Origin of the sequence: Streptomyces sp. NPDC051976, assembly GCF_040680795.1 — a bacterium.
In the GTDB taxonomy this organism is placed as follows: Bacteria; Actinomycetota; Actinomycetes; order Streptomycetales; family Streptomycetaceae; genus Actinacidiphila.
The window spans coordinates 161,444-179,342 of record NZ_JBFAXL010000009.1; the positions used below are offsets into that span (position 1 = coordinate 161,444).

18 protein-coding genes are annotated in these 17,899 nt (G+C 70.9%); 9 read left to right on the plus strand and 9 right to left on the minus strand.

Annotation, left to right across the window (positions count from 1 at the left end):
• Positions 1-291: 291 nt before the first annotated feature.
• Positions 292-732, minus strand: coding sequence for an ATP-binding protein (locus AB0M29_RS13080; protein WP_365382300.1), 441 nt, complete (start codon positions 730-732; stop codon positions 292-294).
• A 134-nt stretch (positions 733-866) separates the two neighbouring features.
• On the opposite strand from AB0M29_RS13080, the gene AB0M29_RS13085 reads away from it, so the two are divergent.
• Positions 867-1,727, plus strand: a complete 861-nt coding sequence (locus AB0M29_RS13085; protein ID WP_365382301.1) for a helix-turn-helix transcriptional regulator — start codon at positions 867-869, stop codon at positions 1,725-1,727.
• A complete protein-coding gene (locus tag AB0M29_RS13090; protein ID WP_365382302.1) occupies positions 1,724-1,933 on the plus strand; it encodes a DUF397 domain-containing protein in 210 nt (69 codons plus the stop codon). The genes AB0M29_RS13085 and AB0M29_RS13090 overlap by 4 nt, the downstream gene beginning before the upstream one ends.
• A gap of 81 nt (positions 1,934-2,014) precedes the next feature.
• Here AB0M29_RS13090 and AB0M29_RS13095 read toward each other — a convergent pair whose 3' ends face one another.
• The gene (locus tag AB0M29_RS13095; protein ID WP_365382303.1) at positions 2,015-2,671 is read right to left on the minus strand and encodes a hypothetical protein; all 657 of its coding nucleotides are present in this window, start codon (positions 2,669-2,671) and stop codon (positions 2,015-2,017) included.
• A 204-nt stretch (positions 2,672-2,875) separates the two neighbouring features.
• The gene (locus AB0M29_RS13100) at positions 2,876-3,973 is read right to left on the minus strand and encodes a Gfo/Idh/MocA family oxidoreductase (RefSeq protein ID WP_365382304.1); all 1,098 of its coding nucleotides are present in this window, start codon (positions 3,971-3,973) and stop codon (positions 2,876-2,878) included.
• 380 nt (positions 3,974-4,353) lie between these two features.
• On the opposite strand from AB0M29_RS13100, the gene AB0M29_RS13105 reads away from it, so the two are divergent.
• Positions 4,354-5,361, plus strand: a complete 1,008-nt coding sequence (locus AB0M29_RS13105) for a LuxR C-terminal-related transcriptional regulator (protein ID WP_365382305.1) — start codon at positions 4,354-4,356, stop codon at positions 5,359-5,361.
• A 112-nt stretch (positions 5,362-5,473) separates the two neighbouring features.
• On the opposite strand, the gene AB0M29_RS13110 is transcribed toward AB0M29_RS13105, so the two are convergent.
• The 3 genes from AB0M29_RS13110 to AB0M29_RS13120 all read right to left on the minus strand — a co-directional run bounded on the left by AB0M29_RS13110 (position 5,474) and on the right by AB0M29_RS13120 (position 7,588).
• Positions 5,474-6,085: a hypothetical protein gene (locus tag AB0M29_RS13110; RefSeq protein WP_365382306.1), complete on the minus strand. Its 612-nt coding sequence runs from the start codon at positions 6,083-6,085 to the stop codon at positions 5,474-5,476.
• Between the two features lie 298 nt (positions 6,086-6,383).
• Positions 6,384-6,881 carry a glutathione peroxidase gene (locus tag AB0M29_RS13115; protein ID WP_365382307.1) on the minus strand — a complete coding sequence of 166 codons (498 nt, stop codon included), beginning with the start codon at positions 6,879-6,881 and terminating at the stop codon, positions 6,384-6,386.
• Between the two features lie 53 nt (positions 6,882-6,934).
• On the minus strand, positions 6,935-7,588 hold the full coding sequence (locus AB0M29_RS13120) for a pentapeptide repeat-containing protein (protein ID WP_365382308.1): 654 nt from the start codon (positions 7,586-7,588) through the stop codon (positions 6,935-6,937).
• A gap of 86 nt (positions 7,589-7,674) precedes the next feature.
• On the opposite strand from AB0M29_RS13120, the gene AB0M29_RS13125 reads away from it, so the two are divergent.
• Complete coding sequence (locus tag AB0M29_RS13125) at positions 7,675-9,051, plus strand: FtsW/RodA/SpoVE family cell cycle protein (RefSeq protein ID WP_365382309.1); 1,377 nt, start codon at positions 7,675-7,677, stop codon at positions 9,049-9,051.
• Positions 9,048-10,508: a penicillin-binding transpeptidase domain-containing protein gene (locus tag AB0M29_RS13130; RefSeq protein ID WP_365382310.1), complete on the plus strand. Its 1,461-nt coding sequence runs from the start codon at positions 9,048-9,050 to the stop codon at positions 10,506-10,508. The genes AB0M29_RS13125 and AB0M29_RS13130 overlap by 4 nt, the downstream gene beginning before the upstream one ends.
• Positions 10,509-10,547: 39 nt before the next feature.
• On the opposite strand, the gene AB0M29_RS13135 is transcribed toward AB0M29_RS13130, so the two are convergent.
• From AB0M29_RS13135 to AB0M29_RS13145, 3 genes are all read right to left on the minus strand, one after another.
• The gene (locus AB0M29_RS13135; protein ID WP_365382311.1) at positions 10,548-11,375 is read right to left on the minus strand and encodes a polysaccharide deacetylase family protein; all 828 of its coding nucleotides are present in this window, start codon (positions 11,373-11,375) and stop codon (positions 10,548-10,550) included.
• A 218-nt stretch (positions 11,376-11,593) separates the two neighbouring features.
• Positions 11,594-12,805 (minus strand): CapA family protein, encoded by a 1,212-nt coding sequence (locus AB0M29_RS13140; protein ID WP_365382312.1) that lies wholly within the window; start codon positions 12,803-12,805, stop codon positions 11,594-11,596.
• A gap of 82 nt (positions 12,806-12,887) precedes the next feature.
• Positions 12,888-13,997: a ferritin-like domain-containing protein gene (locus AB0M29_RS13145; protein ID WP_365382313.1), complete on the minus strand. Its 1,110-nt coding sequence runs from the start codon at positions 13,995-13,997 to the stop codon at positions 12,888-12,890.
• A 106-nt stretch (positions 13,998-14,103) separates the two neighbouring features.
• Between AB0M29_RS13145 and AB0M29_RS13150 the strand changes: the two genes are divergently transcribed.
• From AB0M29_RS13150 to AB0M29_RS13165, 4 genes are all read left to right on the plus strand, one after another.
• Complete coding sequence (locus AB0M29_RS13150; protein ID WP_365382314.1) at positions 14,104-14,994, plus strand: diiron oxygenase; 891 nt, start codon at positions 14,104-14,106, stop codon at positions 14,992-14,994.
• Positions 14,995-15,053: 59 nt separating this feature from the next.
• Positions 15,054-15,791 (plus strand): TetR/AcrR family transcriptional regulator, encoded by a 738-nt coding sequence (locus tag AB0M29_RS13155; protein ID WP_365382315.1) that lies wholly within the window; start codon positions 15,054-15,056, stop codon positions 15,789-15,791.
• A gap of 43 nt (positions 15,792-15,834) precedes the next feature.
• Complete coding sequence (locus AB0M29_RS13160; RefSeq protein WP_365382316.1) at positions 15,835-16,119, plus strand: hypothetical protein; 285 nt, start codon at positions 15,835-15,837, stop codon at positions 16,117-16,119.
• Between the two features lie 89 nt (positions 16,120-16,208).
• On the plus strand, positions 16,209-17,852 hold the full coding sequence (locus tag AB0M29_RS13165) for a glycosyl hydrolase family 18 protein (RefSeq protein WP_365382317.1): 1,644 nt from the start codon (positions 16,209-16,211) through the stop codon (positions 17,850-17,852).
• Positions 17,853-17,899: the final 47 nt, after the last annotated feature.

Consider the following 17,899-nt stretch of genomic DNA (forward strand, 5'->3'; position numbering starts at 1 on the left):
CGTTTCTCCGCCCAGGAGGTCTCCTGGCTCGAATTCCGCCTCCCAGACGCGCAGCGACGGCCATTGTTCCGACGCGACCCACGCGCGGATTCGAATGGGCCATTCCGTTACAACGGGAACTGCGCGCGTCGGGCTGCACCAGCTGATCAATGCCTGCCATGAGGGCCGAACCGGAACACCAGCGCGGGTGGCGACTCCGCGGGGCCCGGGGCGCGGATCTGACCTGGTTGCGCCGGTGAAGCAACGCACACGCCGTCTACGACGGTAGTCGCCGCGCCGGCACGGGCACGGTCAGCGGCCGTCCGTGGGCACGGCGATCTCCGCCCAGACGGTCTTGCCGACGTCGCGCGGCGTAACTCCCCATGCCTGGGTGAGGGCTTGGACAAGCAGCAGTCCGCGGCCCGTCTCGGCCACGTCCGCCGGGGGCGCGATGTCGGCCGGGGCGGGCGGGCGGCGTTCGGCGCGGGCGTCGCTCACCTCGATACGGACCACCCGCGCGTCGAGCGCGAGCCGCAGCTCGAAGTCGCGGCCGGGGACGCGGCCGTGGGTGACGGCGTTGGCGGCGAGCTCGGCGACGACCGTGGCGACGGCCTCGGCCAGGTCGGTGCCGAGGGGCACACCCCACGCGGCGAGCTGACGGAGCGCCACATGCCGGGCGAGCCGGGCGCCGCACCGGGTCGCGGAGAGGCGCCGCGTGAACTCTGGGACGGGGGTGACGATTTCGCTGTTCATGTAACCGAGCGTGGTCGTCCGACCCTAGGCTGAAAAGTAGCGACGCCAGTACAGGGAGTCACCTGTGCGGCGTCGGGAACGCCATGTCCGGTTCGCCGGGCGACCAGCACGCGCGCGGACGGTGGGAGGGGTCGATGACGACCGGAGCAGGGCAGTCGGGCAGCGGCGGCGGCACGGACGAGCAGGACTGGGAGGAGGGCGCCGACGAGATCCTCAAGACCGTCGGCAGGCAGGTGAAGCTCTGGCGCGAGCGCGCCGGGCTCAAACAGGCCGAACTCGGCCAGGCCATCGGCTACAGCGAGGAGCAGGTCTCGTCGGTAGAGCGCGGCCGCCGCGCCCCGAAGCCGGAGTTCCTGGACGCCGCCGACGAGGTGCTGGGCGCGGGCGGGATTCTGGCGGCGTTCAAGGACGACGTGGAGCGGGCGCGGTATCCGAAGGGCGTGCGGGACCTGGCGAAGTTAGAAGCGAACGCCGTGGAGATGGGCGCGTACAGCAACCACAACATCCAAGGGCTCCTCCAGACCGAGGAGTACACCCGGGCGCTGTACCAGATCCGCCGCCCGCTGCTGAATGAGGAGACCATCGAGCGGTACGTCCGTGCGCGGATGGCCCGGCAGGAGATCTTCACCCGCTGGCCCGCCCCCATCCTCAGCTTCGTCCAGGAGGAGGTGACTCTGCTGCGGCCGATCGGCGGGCGGGCGGTGCTGCGCGGGCAGCTTCAACACCTGCTGGAGGTGGGCCAGTTGCGGAATGTCGAGATCCAGGTCATGCCCACCGACCGCGAGGACCACGCGGGCATGGGGGGCCAACTGCGTCTGCTCGGGCCGAAGAACGGACCGACCGTCGGACACATCGAGGCGCAGAACTTCAGTCGGGTGATCACCGATCGCAACGAGGTCAGGACGCTTGAGGCCCAGTATGGGATTATCCGCGCGCAGGCTCTCACCCCGAGGGAGTCACTCGCGTTCATCGAGAAGGTCCTGGGAGAGACATGACGACTGAGCCCTCTGCCCACAGCACCAGCCCGCTGGAGTGGTTCAAGAGCAGCTACAGCAGCAACGAGGGGCCGGACTGCGTCGAGGTGGCCACCTCCCCCGGCACCGTCCACGTCCGGGACTCCAAGGACCCGGAAGGTCCACAGTTCGCGTTCAGCGCCGCCGAGTGGTCGGCTTTCCTCGCGTACGCGGCCGAGCACATCTGACGAGTACGCCCGGTGCCCGGGGAGTCCTGAACGCACTCCCCGGGCGTCGGCGTGGCTTCGCGGCCGAGCGGGCCGCCGGCCTCAGTTGCCGATGCGCGGCAGGTTGTTGAACGGTCCGGGCAGCGCCGTACCCGTCTGCTGCGCCCGGGCGAGGGAGGTCACCGCTCCGACGCCGGCCAGCACCAGGCTGAGCCAGAAGCTGAACCCGTGACCGCCGGCCGAGCCGAAGTCCGAGTGGGCGAAGATCGCGAGAAGGTAGAGCACGAAGCTCACCGCGAAGGCGCTGAAGGTCAGCATGCGGCCGGGCTTGGGCAGGTTCACCTGCGGCGCGAAGAGTTGGGCGGCGAGTACCGCGGCCCCGAGCACCGAGAAGACCATCGCGAACCAGGCGATGAAGAGACCGTGGTCGAAATGCCAGGCGCTCCAGCTGTAGCTCCCGAGATCGATGCCCAATTGGCTGCCGAAGTCCCAGGAGTAGTAGTCGAAGAAGGAGAAGACGAACACCACGGCGCCGACGCCGAGGATGGCCCAGTCCAGCTTGTTCACCGAACTCGGGTCGAAACCCGTACCCCCGGACGGCCGGCCCGCGGGCTGCTGCGGCTGGCCGTAAGGAGATCCGTAGGGCGAGCCGTTGGGCGGCTGACCCGGCGCTCCGTAGGGCGACTGGCCCTCCGACCCGTACGGCGACTGGCCCGGCTGCTCGTTCGGCGGCCCGGGCGGCGGCATGTCGTTGCTCATGTCGTCTCTTCTCTTAGCGGCGTCGGAATTCGAACGCTCGGCCGCCGAGACTAGCGCCAACGGCAGCTCTCCGTAACCGAAGTGGAGTAACAGTCGGTGTTACACGAATACCGCTGAGCGCTCGTGGTGCGCGTGAAACACCTGGTGCGTGAGCTCCGGCCCGCCCTCACCAAAAGTGGGATTCAAAGAGACGCAAATCGAGGGTCACTCCGCAACCCCCAGCGCCGCCTCCCTCACGACGAGTGCGTCCGCGCGGACTTCCGGGAGGCCCGGCAGCAATGGGGCGGCAGGGGTGTCGCGCAAGGTGCGGGTCCAGGCGAGGAGTTGGCGGCGGAAGCCGGTGTGGCCGGGTTCGGCGGTGTGGGTGCGGCGGGTGGCGAGGCCGGTGGCGGGGTTCCAGGTGTCGATGTGCAGGGTGGCCGCCTCGTCGCGGGCGTACGGGGAGGGCAGGTGGAGGGTGGCGACCGAGTCGGCGGCGGTGAGTTCGACGGTCTCGCGGTAGCGGCGGTGGGCCGGGAGGCGGGTGTGGGTGAGGTCGACCAGGAGGTCGTCGTCGGGGCGCCAGCGCGCGGTGACGGCGCTGGACCCGGCCCACCCGGTGGCGTGCAGGAGGCGGCCGTGGAGCCGGCGGCCGCTGCCGTCGAAGGCGGCGTGCACGATGTTGACCTCGTGGACGAGCGAGCCGCCCAGGCCCCGCGCGTACACCTCGCGTTGCGCCTCGGTCGCGGCCGGGCCGAGCGCGCGGGCCAGCGCGGCCGCCGCGGGCGGCGGCTGCGGGCCGACCGGCGGTGCGGGGTACGGCATGAGGTGGTCGACCAGGTGCGGCGCGTTGGGGTCGTGGATGTCCACCACCAGGCGCCGGGCCGCGCCGAGCTGCTCGCGGCAGTGGTCGACGAAAAGGGCCACCACGGGATCGTGCCGCTTCATGTACCCCGCGGCGACCGGCACCCCGGCGCGCCGCTCCGCCGCGGCCAGCTCGTCGATCTCGGCGAGATCGAGGCTGACGGGCTTCTCGCAGAGCACCGGAAGCCCGCGTTCCAGACAGGCGAGGACGGTGTCGCGGTGCGTCCACCACGGGGTGCAGACGAGCGCCGCGCGGGCCCCGGCCCGTACCGCCTCGTCCAACGTCGCGCACAGCTGCGTCTCCGGGAAGCGCGCCCGCACGGGGTCGGTGTGCGCCGGATCCGGGTCGATCACGGCGGCCAGCCGCAGCTCCCGCGGCATGTCACGGATCTCCCGCAGATGGGCGGCGTGCGCCACCTTTCCGGCACCCACCAGCACCACCGGGACCGGCTCCGCCATCACCCACCTCCTGTCACGCAATCCGCTTCCGAGCCGCCGGGAATCCACGCCGGATCCATGCTGGATCCACGCCGGATTCACCTCGGAGAGCGGCCGTCGGGCCGCCGCCCGCGGCGCGGAGATCGGGTGTTGACACGCTGACCTGCGGCCATGAGGATAGCTTCCACGCTGGCAGCATGTGCCGTCACACAAGCCGTCGCATGGCCGCCGGTCCGCGGTGTGCGCCGCGCTGCAACCCAAACCCCTCACCTGCGTGTGTGAGCCGAACGGCTTGCTCCGCTGGCACGGACGACGACGATTGCTAGAGTCGTTTCCGGTGCTGTCGGCATATTGCGCACGATCTCGCAGTCGGTGCTCGCGGTGATGAGAGGGGGCTGGCCGTGCCCGTGTACGGTCCCGGCGGTGCGACGGACTCGGGTGACGTCGGACTCGCTCTCTACCAGTCGTTGCGCGTCCATGGTTCGGCGGTGCCGGAGCAGGCCGAAGCCGCCCTCGGGCTGACCGAGGAGGAGGCCGAGGCGGGGTGGAACGAACTGCGCTCACTCGGACTCATACGTGACGGACGGTTCCCGCAGGAGGTCGATTCCGTGGAACCGGACACCGCTCTGCTCGGTCTGCTGTCACGGCAGCGCGAGGCACTGCGCGTCCAGAGCGAGGAACTGGCGGCCACCATGCGGGCCGCCGAGACACTGATGAACCAGTACCGCCCGGCGGTGCTGCGCGAGACGCTCCAGGTCGATGTGGAACTCGTCATCGGCGACAGCCAGAAGCGGCAGATGCTGGGCGACTTCGCCTCCCGGGTCTCCGTCACCACCGACTCGATGCACCCCGGCCCGCTGCCGCCGCCGGACATGCTCGCGGGTTCGCTGCAGAGCGACGCCGACCTGATCAGCCGTGACATCAAGGTGCGGGCGATCTACGGCCAGAGCGTCAACTCCGGCCCCCGGCAGCGCAAGTACCTCGCGGACCTGGCGGCCGTCGGGGTCGAGGTGCGGCTGGCGCCGCAGGTGCCCTTCGACATGATGATCGGCGACTCGGCGACCGTACTGCTGCCGTCGGACCCCAACGACCCGTCGTACGCGGCGATCGTGGTGCACGGCACGGCGCTGGTCGCCTCCTATGTGGCGGTCTTCGAGGACTGCTGGCTGCGCTCCGTGCCGTTCTCGCCGGAGCTGGCCAACAGCGCCGACGGTCATGACGACCTCACCGAGCAGCACCGGACGATCATGCGGCTGCTGGCCAACGGCCTCACCGACGAGCGCATCGCGCGGCGGCTCGGTGTGTCGTTGCGCACGGTGAGCAGGCTGGTGTCGGAGAACATGCGCTATCTGCAGGCGGAGAGCCGCTTCCAGGCGGGTGTCCTGGCGGCCGCCCACGGCCTCGTCTGAACGCACACACACGGCTTGTGCTTCGCTCGCCGTACGGCCCGTGGTTCTTCACGGGCCGTACGGCGTTTCCTGCGTTGTGGGGGGACTCAGGGGGCTCGCCGCCGGGTGGGTGTCAGGACTCCTCGAGCCGGTCACGGCCCAGGGTGTCCAGCACGTCCTCCTGCGCGTAGAAGACCTGTCGGCCGTCGCGCAGTCGGCGCCACCGGTGTTCGTCGGCGAGCCAGTGGACGGTCCCTGCGGGAATACGCCAGGCGGAGGAGATCTGCCGGGCGCTGAGTCCGCTGGGGACCGCGGGGAGATTGCGGTAGAGGGCCCGCCAGCGCTCCGGCGGCCACGTGTGGGTGGCGTCGGCGTCGCACTCGACGGCGGAGGGCAGCGCGGAGCCGGGGTCGCGGGCGACCGCGGTGAGACGGCCGCGGCACCCGGTCGCGATGCAGGGACCGACGGGGATCCGCCGGTCGTGGCGCGGTCGCGCGATCCGCAGGGATCGCTGGACGAGCGCGTCGATCTCGGTCGCCGCGTCCTCGGCCGCTGGATGTACGGCCAGCCAGCCGAGGTGACGGCGGAGGAATGCGGCGAGGGCCGGCACCGTCCGTAGGGGGAGACGGACGGTGCGGCCCTCGACGATCAGATCGGCCCAGGAGGCAAGAGTGCCTCGAATGTCGGCGCGCGCCTCGACAGCCGGCCCGTTCAGGGGGATGCCGGGCCGGGCAGTGCCGGTCACTCGATCGCCGGAGTCCGGCGCCGACACGAGTGCAACCTCCAACTCGCCGTATACCCGGGGAAGCAAGGCGAGTTGCCGATCCAGCCGCTCCTGGCAAGGGACACACAGGGCAGGATCCGTATCGACACACAGGTGTCCAGTACGAAATTCGATCTCCTGCACTGCCGGTCCCTTCCTCGCCTGGGGCGGTAAGAAGAGCGAACCAGGAGTGGGGTGATCCGGACAATGTCCACCGACCGGCCGGATTCCGCCATGGCGCGATCGCGCATCTAGGCACCCCCTCGCGGGGCCCGGACGATCACTCCGGGAGCTGCGCCTCAATCGCCACAGTGACCTCCGCAGCCTCGGGCTCGGTGCCCGGGCGGAATCGCGCCACGGCCTCGCCCGTGGCGCTGACCAGGAACTTCTCGAAGTTCCAGGTGATGTCCCCGGCCTCGCCCGCCGCGTCGGGCACCTGGGTGAGGGCGGCGTAGAGCGGGTGCCGCGCCTCCCCGTTCACATCGACCTTGGCGAGCAGCGGGAAGCTCACGCCATAGGTCGTGGAGCAGAAGGTCTGGATCTCCTCGGCGGTGCCGGGCTCCTGCCCGCCGAACTGGTTGCAGGGCACACCGAGCACGGTGAAGCCGCGGTCGGCGTAGCGCTTCTGCAGCCGCTCCAGGCCCTCGTACTGGGGGGTGAGCCCGCACTTGGAGGCCACGTTCACCACGAGCACCGCCTTGCCGCGGTGGTCACCGAGCGTGGTCGGGTCGCCGTCGAGGGTGTGCAGCGGGATGTCGTAGAGGTTCGGGATGGTCACAAGATCTCCTGAGGAATGAGGAACGTGAGGAAACGGGGAATCGGGGAAACGGCTCAGCGGTCCTTCACCGTGATGCCGAGGGTAAGCGCGAGGGCCGGGGCGAGGTCGAGGAGCTGGGCGGTGCTGATGGTGGCGCCGCGCAGCGACTCGTAGCCGTCGGCGAGGTCGATGGCGAGCGCGCCGCGCAGATCGGCCTTCTTGAGCGTGGCGCGGCCGAGGCGGGCCCGCTCCAGCCGGGAGCCGGGGAAGGAGACCCCTTCGAGCCTGGCCTCGCCGAAGTCGACGTCCCGCAGCACGCAGTCCTCGAAGACCACGTCGAACAGCCGGGCCGAGCGCAGGTTCACCGAGTCCAGCTTGCAGCGGCGCAGCACCACCCGGCGCAGCACGGCGCCGAACGCCTCCACACCGGCCAGCGAGCACGCGGTGAGCGAGGAGTCCTGCCAGTCGCTCTCGGCCAGCGTGACGCCGGTGAGGCGGCTGCCGGTGGCCCACAGCTCGTTGACGCGGGCGCGGCGCAGATTCGCGCCGGTGAAGGTGCAGTCGGTGACGGCGCACTCGAGGAAGCGCGCTCCGGCGGCGTCGTCGTCCTCGAACACGAGCCGGTCGAAGTGGGCGCTGTCGTAGTCCCCTTCGACGGTCAGCGGGCCGCTGTGGGGGCTCAGCAGGTCCGCGTAGGGCAGGTCGGCGAGTTCGTCCGGCACGGTCACACGGCCAAGCGTACGTGGCGGGTCCGACAGCACCTCGGACGGGGCCTAACGGACATATCCCCCGCCCCTTGCTAGGTTGCGGTGCCATGAGTGCAACGTCCGTGGACGCGGTGGCCGCCTCTCCGGCCACCCCGCGGCCGCCCCGGCGCCGCGGTGTGGAACTCTGCCTGATCGTCGCCGCGGTCGCGATCTCGGTCTACGGCTACGCGGAGGTGGGCCTGGCAAGGACCGGCGCGGTGCCGCGCGACGCCGCCTGGTACGGCGCCGGGCTCGGCGTGCTCGCGCTGCTGGCCCATCTGGCGGTCAGGGCCCGCGCGCCCTACGCCGATCCGCTGCTGCTGCCGATCGCGGTGCTGCTCAACGGCCTCGGCCTGGTGCTGATCTACCGGCTCGACCTGGAGCCGTCGCTGGGCGCGTCGGCGGCGCCCGCCCAGCTGGTGTGGTCGACGCTCGGCGTGGCGCTGTTCATCGCGGTGATGCTGGCGCTGCGCGACCACCGGGTGCTGGCCCGCTACGCGTACGTCAGCGTGACCGCCGCGCTCCTCCTCATGGTGCTGCCGATCTTCTTCCCCGCGATCAACGGGGCGAAGATCTGGATCCGGGTCGCCGGGTTCTCCATCCAGCCTGGCGAGTTCGCCAAGGTGCTGCTCGCCGTCTTCTTCGCCGCCTATCTGTCGGCGAACCGCGCGGTGCTGGCGTACGCGGGCCGCCGGATCTGGCGGCTGCAACTGCCCACCGGCCGGGTGCTGGGACCGGTGGTGGCCTTCTGGCTGGTCAGCGTCGGGGTGCTGATCCTGGAGCGGGACCTGGGCACCTCGCTGCTGTTCTTCGGCCTCTTCGTGGTGATGCTGTACGTGGCCACCGGCCGTACCGGCTGGACCGCGGTGGGGCTGCTGCTCGCCGCGGTGGGCGCGCTGGCGGTCGGCTCGGTGGAGCCGCATGTGCACAGCCGGGTGGTGGACTGGCTGCACCCGTTCGCCACCATCGACGCCGGGATCGGCCCCAACCAGATCGCCCAGTCCCTCTTCGCCTTCGCCAACGGCGCCGTCCTCGGCACCGGTCTCGGCCAGGGGCACTCGTACCTGATCGGCTTCGCCGCCAAGTCCGACTTCATCCTGGCCACCGTCGGCGAGGAGCTGGGCCTGGCCGGGCTGTGCGCGCTGCTGCTGCTGTACGCCCTGCTGGTGTCCCGCGGCTTCCGTGCCGGGCTGGCGCTGCGCGACCCGTTCGGGCGGCTGCTGGCGGTCGGCCTGGCGTCGATCCTGGCCCTGCAGGTCTTCGTGATCACCGGCGGGGTGATGGACCTGATCCCGCTGACGGGCATGGCGATGCCCTTCCTCGCCCAGGGCGGTTCCTCGGTGGTCACCAACTGGATCATCGTGGCGCTGCTGGTGCGGGTCAGCGACAACGCCCGCCGCCCGATGCCCGAGGTCCCCGCCGAGGTCCTGGAGGCCGTCGCGTGAACGCCTGTGTACGGCGGGCCGCCGCCTTCTGCCTGCTGCTGCTGGTCGCGCTGCTGGTCAACGCGGCGCGGGTGCAGGTCGGCAGGGCGGATGCGTACGACGCCAACCCGGCCAACCGCAGGATCGCCATCGCCCGCTACCACCAGCCGCGCGGCGACATCCTGGTCGGCACCGCCGTCGTCACCGGCTCGCGCCGCACCGGCAACCGGTTCACCTACGCCCGCACCTACACCAACGGCCCGCTGTACGCCCCGGTGACCGGCTTCGCGTCGCAGACGTACGGCACCACGCTGCTCGAAGGCACCGAGGACGACCTGCTGTCGGGCACCTCCACCCGGCTCGACGCGGTGCCGCTGTGGCACGAGATCACCCGGGCCCGGCAGCGCGGCGGCGATGTGTACACCACCATCGACGCGGCGGCCCAGAAGGCGGCGTACGACGGGCTCGCCGGGCGCAAGGGCGCGGTCGCCGCGCTCGACCCGGCCACCGGGCGGATCCTGGCGCTGGTGTCGTCCCCGTCGTACGACCCGGCGGCGCTCGCGGGCACCGGGCACACCGCGACCGACGCCTGGACCGGGCTGAACGCCGACGCCGACCAGCCGATGCTGGACCGGGCGATCCGGCAGACCTATCCCCCGGGCTCCACCTTCAAGGTCGTCACCGCCGCCACCGCGCTGGAGACCGGCGCGGTGACCGACCTGCGGGCGCGGACGGCCTCACCGGACCCGTACCGGCTGCCGGGGACCCGGGTCTGGCTCAGCAACGAGGGCGGCGGCTGCGCGGACGCCAGTCTCTACGACGCCTTCCGGGTCTCCTGCAACACCGTCTTCGCCAAGCTCGGCGCCGACACGGGGCTCCAGGCGATGGCCGACCAGGCGCAGGCGTTCGGCTTCAACGACACCCGGCTGAGGATTCCGCCGAGCGTGGCGAAGAGCACCTTCGACACCTGGATGAGCCCTGACCAGGTGGCGCTGTCCTCGATCGGGCAGTTCGACACGACGGCCACACCGCTGCAGATGGCGATGGTGGCCGGTGCGGTCGGCGACGGCGGCACCCTGATGACGCCGTATCTGGTCGACAGGGTGACCAACCACAGCGGCGTCACCGTCTCGTCCGCCGCGCCCCGCAAGCTGCACCAGGCGGTGAGCGCGGCGACCGCCGGCAAGTTGCAGCAGCTCATGGAGGCGGTGGTCAGCGACGGCACCGGCAAGAACGCGGCGATCCCGGGGGCGGTGGTCGGCGGCAAGACCGGCACCGCGCAGCACGGCCTGGACAACAAGGGCACGCCGTACGCGTGGTTCATCTCCTACGCCAAGCCGGCGGGCGCGGAGAAGGCCGCGGTGGCGGTGGCGGTGGTCGTGGAGGACGCCGAGGCGGTCCGCGCCGACATCTCCGGCGGCGGCAACGCGGCGCCGATCGCCCGTGCGGTGATGCGGGCGGTGCTCACCACGCAGTGAGGGGGCGCCGATCGGGCGCCCCCCGCGGGTGAGCCGGCGTCACTTCACCTTGGGGAAGCTGAACGCGTAACCCTGCTGGCGCAGCCACGGCAGCGCCTGGCGCAGTGCCTCCACCGTCTGCGAGCGGTCGCCGCCGCCGTCGTGGAAGAGGATGGTCGGGCCGTTGCTGATCTCGTACTTGAGGGTGTGCATGATCGCGTTGACGCCGGGCCGCGAGAAGTCCTTGGTGTCGACGTTCCAGCCCAGCGGCCGCATCCCGTGCTGGGCGGCCAGCGCGCGGCTGGCCGGGGTGAAGGCGCCGCCCGGCGCCCGGTAGTACTGCACGTGCGCGCCGCCCGAGGCGTCCTCGATCATGTCGAGCGCGTCCAGGATCTCCGACTTCTGGTACGCGAGCGGCTTGTGGTCCATCGACTCGTTGTGGTGGACGGTGTGGTCGCACAGCCGGTGCCCCTCGGCCACGACCCGGCGGACCAGGTCGGGGTGGGCGGCGGCCTGCGGGCCGATCATGCAGAAGGTGGCGTGCACGCCGTACTGCTTGAGCACGGACAGCACCTGGGGCGTCCAGACCGGATCGGGTCCGTCGTCGATGGTGATGTTGACGGCCTTGCCCGCGGCTTCCGGCTGGTGCTGTATCGAGTCGGGCACCGGCACCGTGGCGGGGCGGCTGGGGGTGTGCGTACCGGCCGACGGGCTGTGGGTGCCGCCGCCCTTGCCCGGGGTGTCGGACGCGAGGTCCCGGTTGCCCGAACCCGACACCAGGGTCGCCCCGACGACCGTCGCTATCAGGGCCAGCACCGCCGCCACGGTGATCGCCGTCGTGCGCTGTGCCTGGGTCAGCCCCGCAAGGGATATGCGTCGTCCCGTCATGTTCTCTCTACCCCGCCCGCCTGCTCGTGCTCCGGCTCGTCCGCCGGCCCCTGGCCGCCGACCCGAATCGCCCCTCGGTCGATCGGATAGATGCGGCGGCCAAGAGTACGGTTCCGCCGGTGTGCCCTGGTAGGCGGCCCGTTACAGAACCCGGACGTACGGGCGGGGATTCGGGCGGGAGTTCGGCGATCGCGCGTCCGCCGCCACCCGACGAGGTGTCAGCCGCGGGGCGGATCGGCCAGCCCGGTGCACTGCCGCAGCTGGGCGTACCGGTCGGTGATGCGGGTCGCCGCGGCGCCCGACTGCGGTTCCGGCACGCCGTTCCCGTCGACCACGGCGGGGGTGAAGGCGGCCTTGGTGACCTTGCCGTGGGTGACGGTGAGGGAGGTCACCCCGGTCTCGTCGGAGTTCGGGTACGGCGAGTGGCCGTACCAGAGGAAGTTGCCGAACCCGTAGGCCACGTAGGTCCGGCCCATCATCCCGGAGCCGAGCATCACATGGGCGTGGGTGCCGACCACGGCGGTGGCGCCGGCGGCGGAGAGGTCGGCCGCGATCGACTTCTGCTCGGGTCCCGGGCAGTTCTGGCCCTCGGTGCCCCAGTGCAGATAGACCACCACGACGTCGGCGTGCGCCTTGGCGTCCCTGACCGCCTTCAGCAGCTTGGGGCGGTCCAGGGCCGAGGCGATCCCGGGGTGGGTGGCGGTGGCCCGCCAGTTCTGGTTGGTGATGTCGATCACCTGGCTGGCGGCGACGACGGCGAGCCGCACCCCGTTCACGGTGGTGGTGAACGGGCGGTACGCCTCGCTCTCGTCGGCGCCGATGCCGACCACGGGTATCGGCGAGCTGTGCTTGGCGGCCAGGCTGTCGGTCAGGCCCTGGGCGCCGTAGTCGACGGCGTGGTTGTTGGCCATGGTGACCGCGTCGATGCCCGAGCGCTGGAGCGCGCCGAGGGCGGCCGGGGTGGTCCTGAAGTGGTACTTCTTCGGCTGCGCCACACCGCGGCTGGTGATCGCGGTCTCCAGGTTGACCATGGAGAAGTCGGCGGCCGACAGCGCCGCCGACATCGGGCCCAGCGCCGGGTCGACGCCGAGCCGGGGCGCGGTGCGGTCGGTGAAGTGGACGTCGCCCGCGAAGGCGAGGGTGAGGGTGCCGGCCGGCTCGGGCGGGCGCGCGGCCTTCTTGACTCCCGGCGACGGCTTCCCCGGCTGCTTCCCGCCCGCCTTCGCGTCGTCCTGCGCGGTCGTGGCGGGCCCGCCGCCGGGCAGCCGGTCGGCGGCCGTGGCACCGGAGCCGCCACCGCGGCCGTAGGCCACGTAGACCGAGCCCGCGACGGCGAGTAGCAGCGCGCAGCCGCCCACTGCGGTGTTACGGCGTCTGCGCTGCGCCCTGGCGTGCCGCTCGGCACGTCGCGATCTCGGTCCTTCAATCATCGGACAAGCGTACGATCTACCCTCACGCGTGTCCGCGATACCCCCTTTACGGCGGGGGCTTCATGGCGGGGGCGCTGAGCCGTCAGCTCTCCGTGGCGCCCAGGGTGATGGCCTCCGCGACCTCCGCGACCCGAGCGCTCTCCTCGGCGGCGAACCGCTCGGCGTCCAGCCGCTCGGCGATCTCCTCGTCCTCGGTCATCAGCAGGTCGAGGTTGGAGTCGCCGAGGTCGAAGACGCCCATGTCGACGTACGCCTTCTGCAGCCGCGGCCCCCACAGGCCGATGTCCTTCACGCAAGGCACGATCCGGCTGAACAGCAGCTTGCGGAACAGATGCAGGAATTCGGACCTCTCGGTCATTTCGGCGGCTTCGGCGGTCGGGATGCCGAAGTTCTCCAGCACCTCCAGGCCGCGCAGCCGGTCCCGCATCAGATAGCAGCCCTCGATCACGAACTCCTCGCGCTCGCGCAGTTCCGCGTCGCTGAGCTGCTTGTAGTAGTCCCGCAGCGCCATCCGGCCGAAGGCGACGTGCCGGGCCTCGTCCTGCATCACGTACGCCAGGATCTGCTTGGGCAGCGGCTTGGTCGTGGTGTCGCGGATCATGCCGAAGGCGGCCAGCGCCAGGCCCTCGATGAGCACCTGCATGCCGAGGTAGGGCATGTCCCAGCGGGAGTCGCGCAGGGTGTCGCCCAGCAGCGACTGGAGGTTGTCGTTGATCGGGTAGAGCATCCCGACCTTGTCCTGGAGGAAGCGCCCGTAGACCTCGGCGTGCCGGGCCTCGTCCATGGTCTGGGTGGCGGAGTAGAACTTCGCGTCCAGGTCGGGGACCGACTCCACGATCCGGGCGGCGCAGATCATGGCGCCCTGCTCGCCGTGCAGGAACTGGCTGAACTGCCAGGCGGTGTAGTGCTGTCGCAGCAGTCCCTTGTCGCGGTCGCTCATGGTGTCCCAGTAACGGGTGCCGTAGATCGACATGGCCTCGTCCGGGGTGCCGAGCGGGTCGAACGGGTCGACCTCCTGGGTCCAGTCGATCCGCTTGGTGGCGTCCCACTGCTTGTCCTTGCCCTTCTGGTACAGGGCGAGCAGTCGCTCGCGGCCGTCGCCGTACTCCCAGGAGAAGCGGGCGGCGCCGTGAGCGGGCACTTTCCAGATCTGTTCGCCGGGCGGTTGCGTGTACAGACCTTCCGTCGGCATCGGGAACTCCATTCACGTCGTGCGCGAGGGCTTGACTGCCTTGTTGACACAGAGTCTCATAAGACCTGTACCGCAGGTAACCCTTGTGCACCGGAGGCCACTTCACATGGACGCAGGTCTGATCTCCCGTGAGCGGACGGCGGAGCGGCTGCTCGCGGCCTCGGCCAAGCACTCCTTCGACCCGGACACCGACCTGGACTGGGACGCCCCGCTGGAGGAGGGCAAGTGGTTCTGGCCGCCCGAGCTGCTTTCCCTCTACGACACCCCGTTGTGGAAGCACATGTCCGAGGAGCAGCGGATGGAGCTGAGCCGCCACGAGGCGGCGTCGCTCTGCTCGATCGGCGTGTGGTTCGAGACGATCCTGATGCAGCTCCTGCTGCGGCACACCTACGACCTCGACCCGACCAGCGGTCATGTGCGGTACGCGCTCACCGAGATCGCCGACGAGTGCCGGCACTCCAAGATGTTCGCCCGCGCGGTGACGAAGCTGGGCACCCCCGCGTACCGGCCCAGCCGGCTGGACCACCAGCTCGGCCGGCTGATCAAGACCATCTCGACCACGCCCGGCTCCTTCACCGGCACGCTGCTCGCCGAGGAGATCCTCGACTGGATGCAGCGGCTGACCTTCCCGGACGAGCGGGTGCAGACCCTGACCCGGGGCATCACCCGGATCCATGTGGTCGAGGAGGCCCGGCACATCCGGTACGCCCGCGAGGAGCTGCGCCGCCAGATGGAGACCGCGCCGCGCTGGGAGATCGAGTTCACCCGGCTGTCCTCCGCGCAGGCGGCCCGGGTGATCGCCCGCTCCCTGATCAGCCCGAAGGTCTACGAGTCGATCGGCCTCGACCCGCGCTACGCCGCCGAGATGGCGCGCACCAGCCCGCACCGCCGCGAGGTGATGCGGCAGTCGGCGAAGCGGCTGATGGACTTCTTCGAGGAGGTCGGACTGATCCGCGGCCCCAGCCGCAAACTCTGGCGCAGCTCCGGACTCCTCTGAACCCCCCACCCCGTCCGCTCGTATGTGCGGCCCCCGGGGCCAGGCCCTAGGCTGCTGGCATGAGCAGCAGTGCGGCGCCGGCATATCGCAGGATGAGCGTCGAGCAGCGTCGTACGCAGCTGCTGGCCGCCGCCGTCGACCTGTTCGGGCACCGGCGGCCCGAGGATGTCTCGATAGACGACGTCGCCGTCGCGGCCGGGGTGTCCAGGCCGCTGGTGTACCGCTACTTCCCGGGCGGCAAGGAGCAGTTGTACGAGGCCGCGGTGCTCGGCGCGGCGCAGGAGCTGATCGGCCGGTTCGCCGTACCGTCGCAGGGCCCGCCCACCGAGCGGCTGGCGGACGCCCTGGACCGCTACCTCGCCTATGTCGACGAGCACGACGCCGCGTACGGGGCACTGCTGCGCGGCGGCAGCGTGGCCGAGACCAGCCGTACCGACGCGATCGTGGACGAGGTGCGCCGCGGCGCGGCCGAGCAGGTGCTGCACCATCTGGGCGTCACCGCGCCGGGACCACGGCTGGCCATGATGGTCAGGTCATGGATCGCCTGCGTCGAGGCGGTCTCGCTGATCTGGCTGGACGAGGGCAAGCAGCCGCCGGTCGGCGAGCTGCGCGCCTGGCTGGTCGACCACTTCGTGGCGCTGCTGCTGGTGACGGCGACCACCGACCCGCAGGCCGCGGAGGCCGCCGCCCGCTGCCTGGCCGAGGAGTCCCCGGCCAGTCCCGCGGGCTCGCTGGTCCGCCGGATCGCCCCCCTCGCCGAGGTCGCGGCACACCTGCTGCCGGACCCGCCCGGGTAGCGCCCGTACCCGGATCGCGGGTGTCCCGTGCCATCCTGACCGGGTGAGACACGAGGACACGGAATTCGTCGGGGGCCCGCTGGACGGCAAGGTGCTGGCGGTGCTGACCGGTACCACCGGCCAGCCGCCGCGCGTCTACTCCGTCCCCGTCCCGGCCCCCGAGGGCGGCCCCGAAGTGGTGCACGTCTACCACCGCGAGCTCAACCCGGCCCCCCGCGCCACCCGCCGCACCCGCTTCGTCTTCGTCTACGACCCGGAAGGCCGCCGCAAGCCCGACGGCGGCCTGAAGTGGCCATGGTCCAAACGCAGGTCAAACGGGACCGACTGACCCTCTCTTGGTTCAGACCATTGACACGATTGGTCTGGACCTGTTTGCTGCGCGGTGACATGCCCCCTTCACCGAAGGAGCATCCCCCCATGCTCACCTCCGCACTGCGCAAGAGATCCTTCGTCGCCGCCTCGGCCGCGGTCGCGGGCGCCGTCGCGATCGGCGGCCTGGTCGCCCTCGCGCCGGCCGCCAGCGCGGGCGAGTTCCTGACCAACGGCGGCTTCGAGAGCGGCAGTCTGTCGGGCTGGACCTGCGACGCGGGCGACAGCGTCGTCACCGGGCAGGCGCACAGCGGCAGTTACGCCCTGCAGGGCGTGCCGTCCTCGTCGGCCACCGGGCAGTGCAAGCAGAACGTCACGGTCGCGCCGAACACCACGTACACGCTCACCGCCCAGGTGAAGGGCGCGTACGTGTACATCGGCGTGGACGGCGGCGCCAGCACCTGGACGCCCGGGACGGGCGGCGGTTACGGGCAGTTGAGCGTCTCCTTCACCACCGGCGCGAGCCAGACCAGCGCGGCGGTCTACGTGCACGGCTGGTACGGGCAGCCGACGTACTACGCCGACGACATCTCGCTGCAGGGCCCCGGCGGCGGCACCACGACGCCCCCCACCACACCGCCGACGACTCCCCCGACCACACCGCCCACCACGCCTCCGACCACGCCGCCCACGACGCCGCCGACCACTCCCCCGACCTCGCCGCCGCCGTCCGGTGGGCTGCCGACGCACGCGCTGGTCGGCTATCTGCACGAGACGTTCGCCAACGGCTCCGGGTACATCAAGCTGGCGGACGTGCCGGACAGTTGGGACGTGATCGACCTGGCCTTCGGTGAGACCAGTTCGGCCACCTCGGGCAGCATCCACTTCAACCGCTGCTCGGTCAGCGAGTGCCCGTCGGTGGAGTCCGACGCCGACTTCAAGGCCGCGATCAAGGCGAAGCAGGCCAAGGGCAAGAAGGTGCTGCTCTCCATCGGCGGCGCCAACGGCGAGGTCCAGCTCACCACCACCGCGGCCCGCGACGCGTTCGTCTCCTCGGTGAGCGGCATCATCGACACCTGGGGCCTCGACGGCATCGACATCGACTTCGAGGGCCACTCGCTCTCCCTCAACACCGGCGACACCGACTTCAAGAACCCGACCACCCCGGTGATCGTCAACCTGATCTCGGCGCTGAAGACCCTCAAGGCCCGCTACGGCAGCGGCTTCGTGCTCACCATGGCGCCGGAGACCTTCTTCGTGCAGATGGGCTACCAGTTCTACGGTTCCGGGCCGTTCGGCGGCCAGGACCCGCGCTGCGGCGCCTACCTGCCGGTGATCTACGCCCTGCGCAACGACCTCACCCTGCTGCACGTCCAGGACTACAACTCGGGGTCGATCATGGGCCTGGACAACCAGTACCACTCGATGGGCGGCGCGGACTTCCACATCGCGATGACCGACATGCTCCTCACCGGCTTCCCGGTGGCGGGCAACACCGCCAACATGTTCCCGGCCCTGGCCCCCTCCCAGGTCGGCATCGGCCTGCCCGCCTCCACCAACGCGGGCAACGGCTACACCGCCCCCGCCGCCGTCGACCAGGCCCTCGACTGCCTCACGAAGAAGACCAACTGCGGCGGCTACTCCACCCACGGCACCTGGCCCGCCCTCCGCGGCCTGATGACGTGGTCGGTGAACTGGGACAAGTTCAGCAACTGGGAGTTCAGCAACAACTTCCACAGCTACTTCGGCTGACCCCGGAGTAGTCCCCCATACGCGTACGGTCCGGTCTCCGAGGGCGG

Coding starts and splice junctions, on each gene's coding strand:
- AB0M29_RS13090 (WP_365382302.1), top strand. CDS start 1,724: ATGACGACTGAGCCCTCTGCCCACAGCACCAGCCCGCTGGAGTGGTTC.
- AB0M29_RS13080 (WP_365382300.1), bottom strand. CDS start 732: ATGAACAGCGAAATCGTCACCCCCGTCCCAGAGTTCACGCGGCGCCTC.
- AB0M29_RS13165 (WP_365382317.1), top strand. CDS start 16,209: ATGCTCACCTCCGCACTGCGCAAGAGATCCTTCGTCGCCGCCTCGGCC.
- AB0M29_RS13125 (WP_365382309.1), top strand. CDS start 7,675: ATGAGTGCAACGTCCGTGGACGCGGTGGCCGCCTCTCCGGCCACCCCG.
- AB0M29_RS13155 (WP_365382315.1), top strand. CDS start 15,054: ATGAGCAGCAGTGCGGCGCCGGCATATCGCAGGATGAGCGTCGAGCAG.
- AB0M29_RS13085 (WP_365382301.1), top strand. CDS start 867: ATGACGACCGGAGCAGGGCAGTCGGGCAGCGGCGGCGGCACGGACGAG.
- AB0M29_RS13145 (WP_365382313.1), bottom strand. CDS start 13,997: ATGCCGACGGAAGGTCTGTACACGCAACCGCCCGGCGAACAGATCTGG.
- AB0M29_RS13095 (WP_365382303.1), bottom strand. CDS start 2,671: ATGAGCAACGACATGCCGCCGCCCGGGCCGCCGAACGAGCAGCCGGGC.
- AB0M29_RS13100 (WP_365382304.1), bottom strand. CDS start 3,973: ATGGCGGAGCCGGTCCCGGTGGTGCTGGTGGGTGCCGGAAAGGTGGCG.
- AB0M29_RS13135 (WP_365382311.1), bottom strand. CDS start 11,375: ATGACGGGACGACGCATATCCCTTGCGGGGCTGACCCAGGCACAGCGC.
- AB0M29_RS13140 (WP_365382312.1), bottom strand. CDS start 12,805: ATGATTGAAGGACCGAGATCGCGACGTGCCGAGCGGCACGCCAGGGCG.
- AB0M29_RS13150 (WP_365382314.1), top strand. CDS start 14,104: ATGGACGCAGGTCTGATCTCCCGTGAGCGGACGGCGGAGCGGCTGCTC.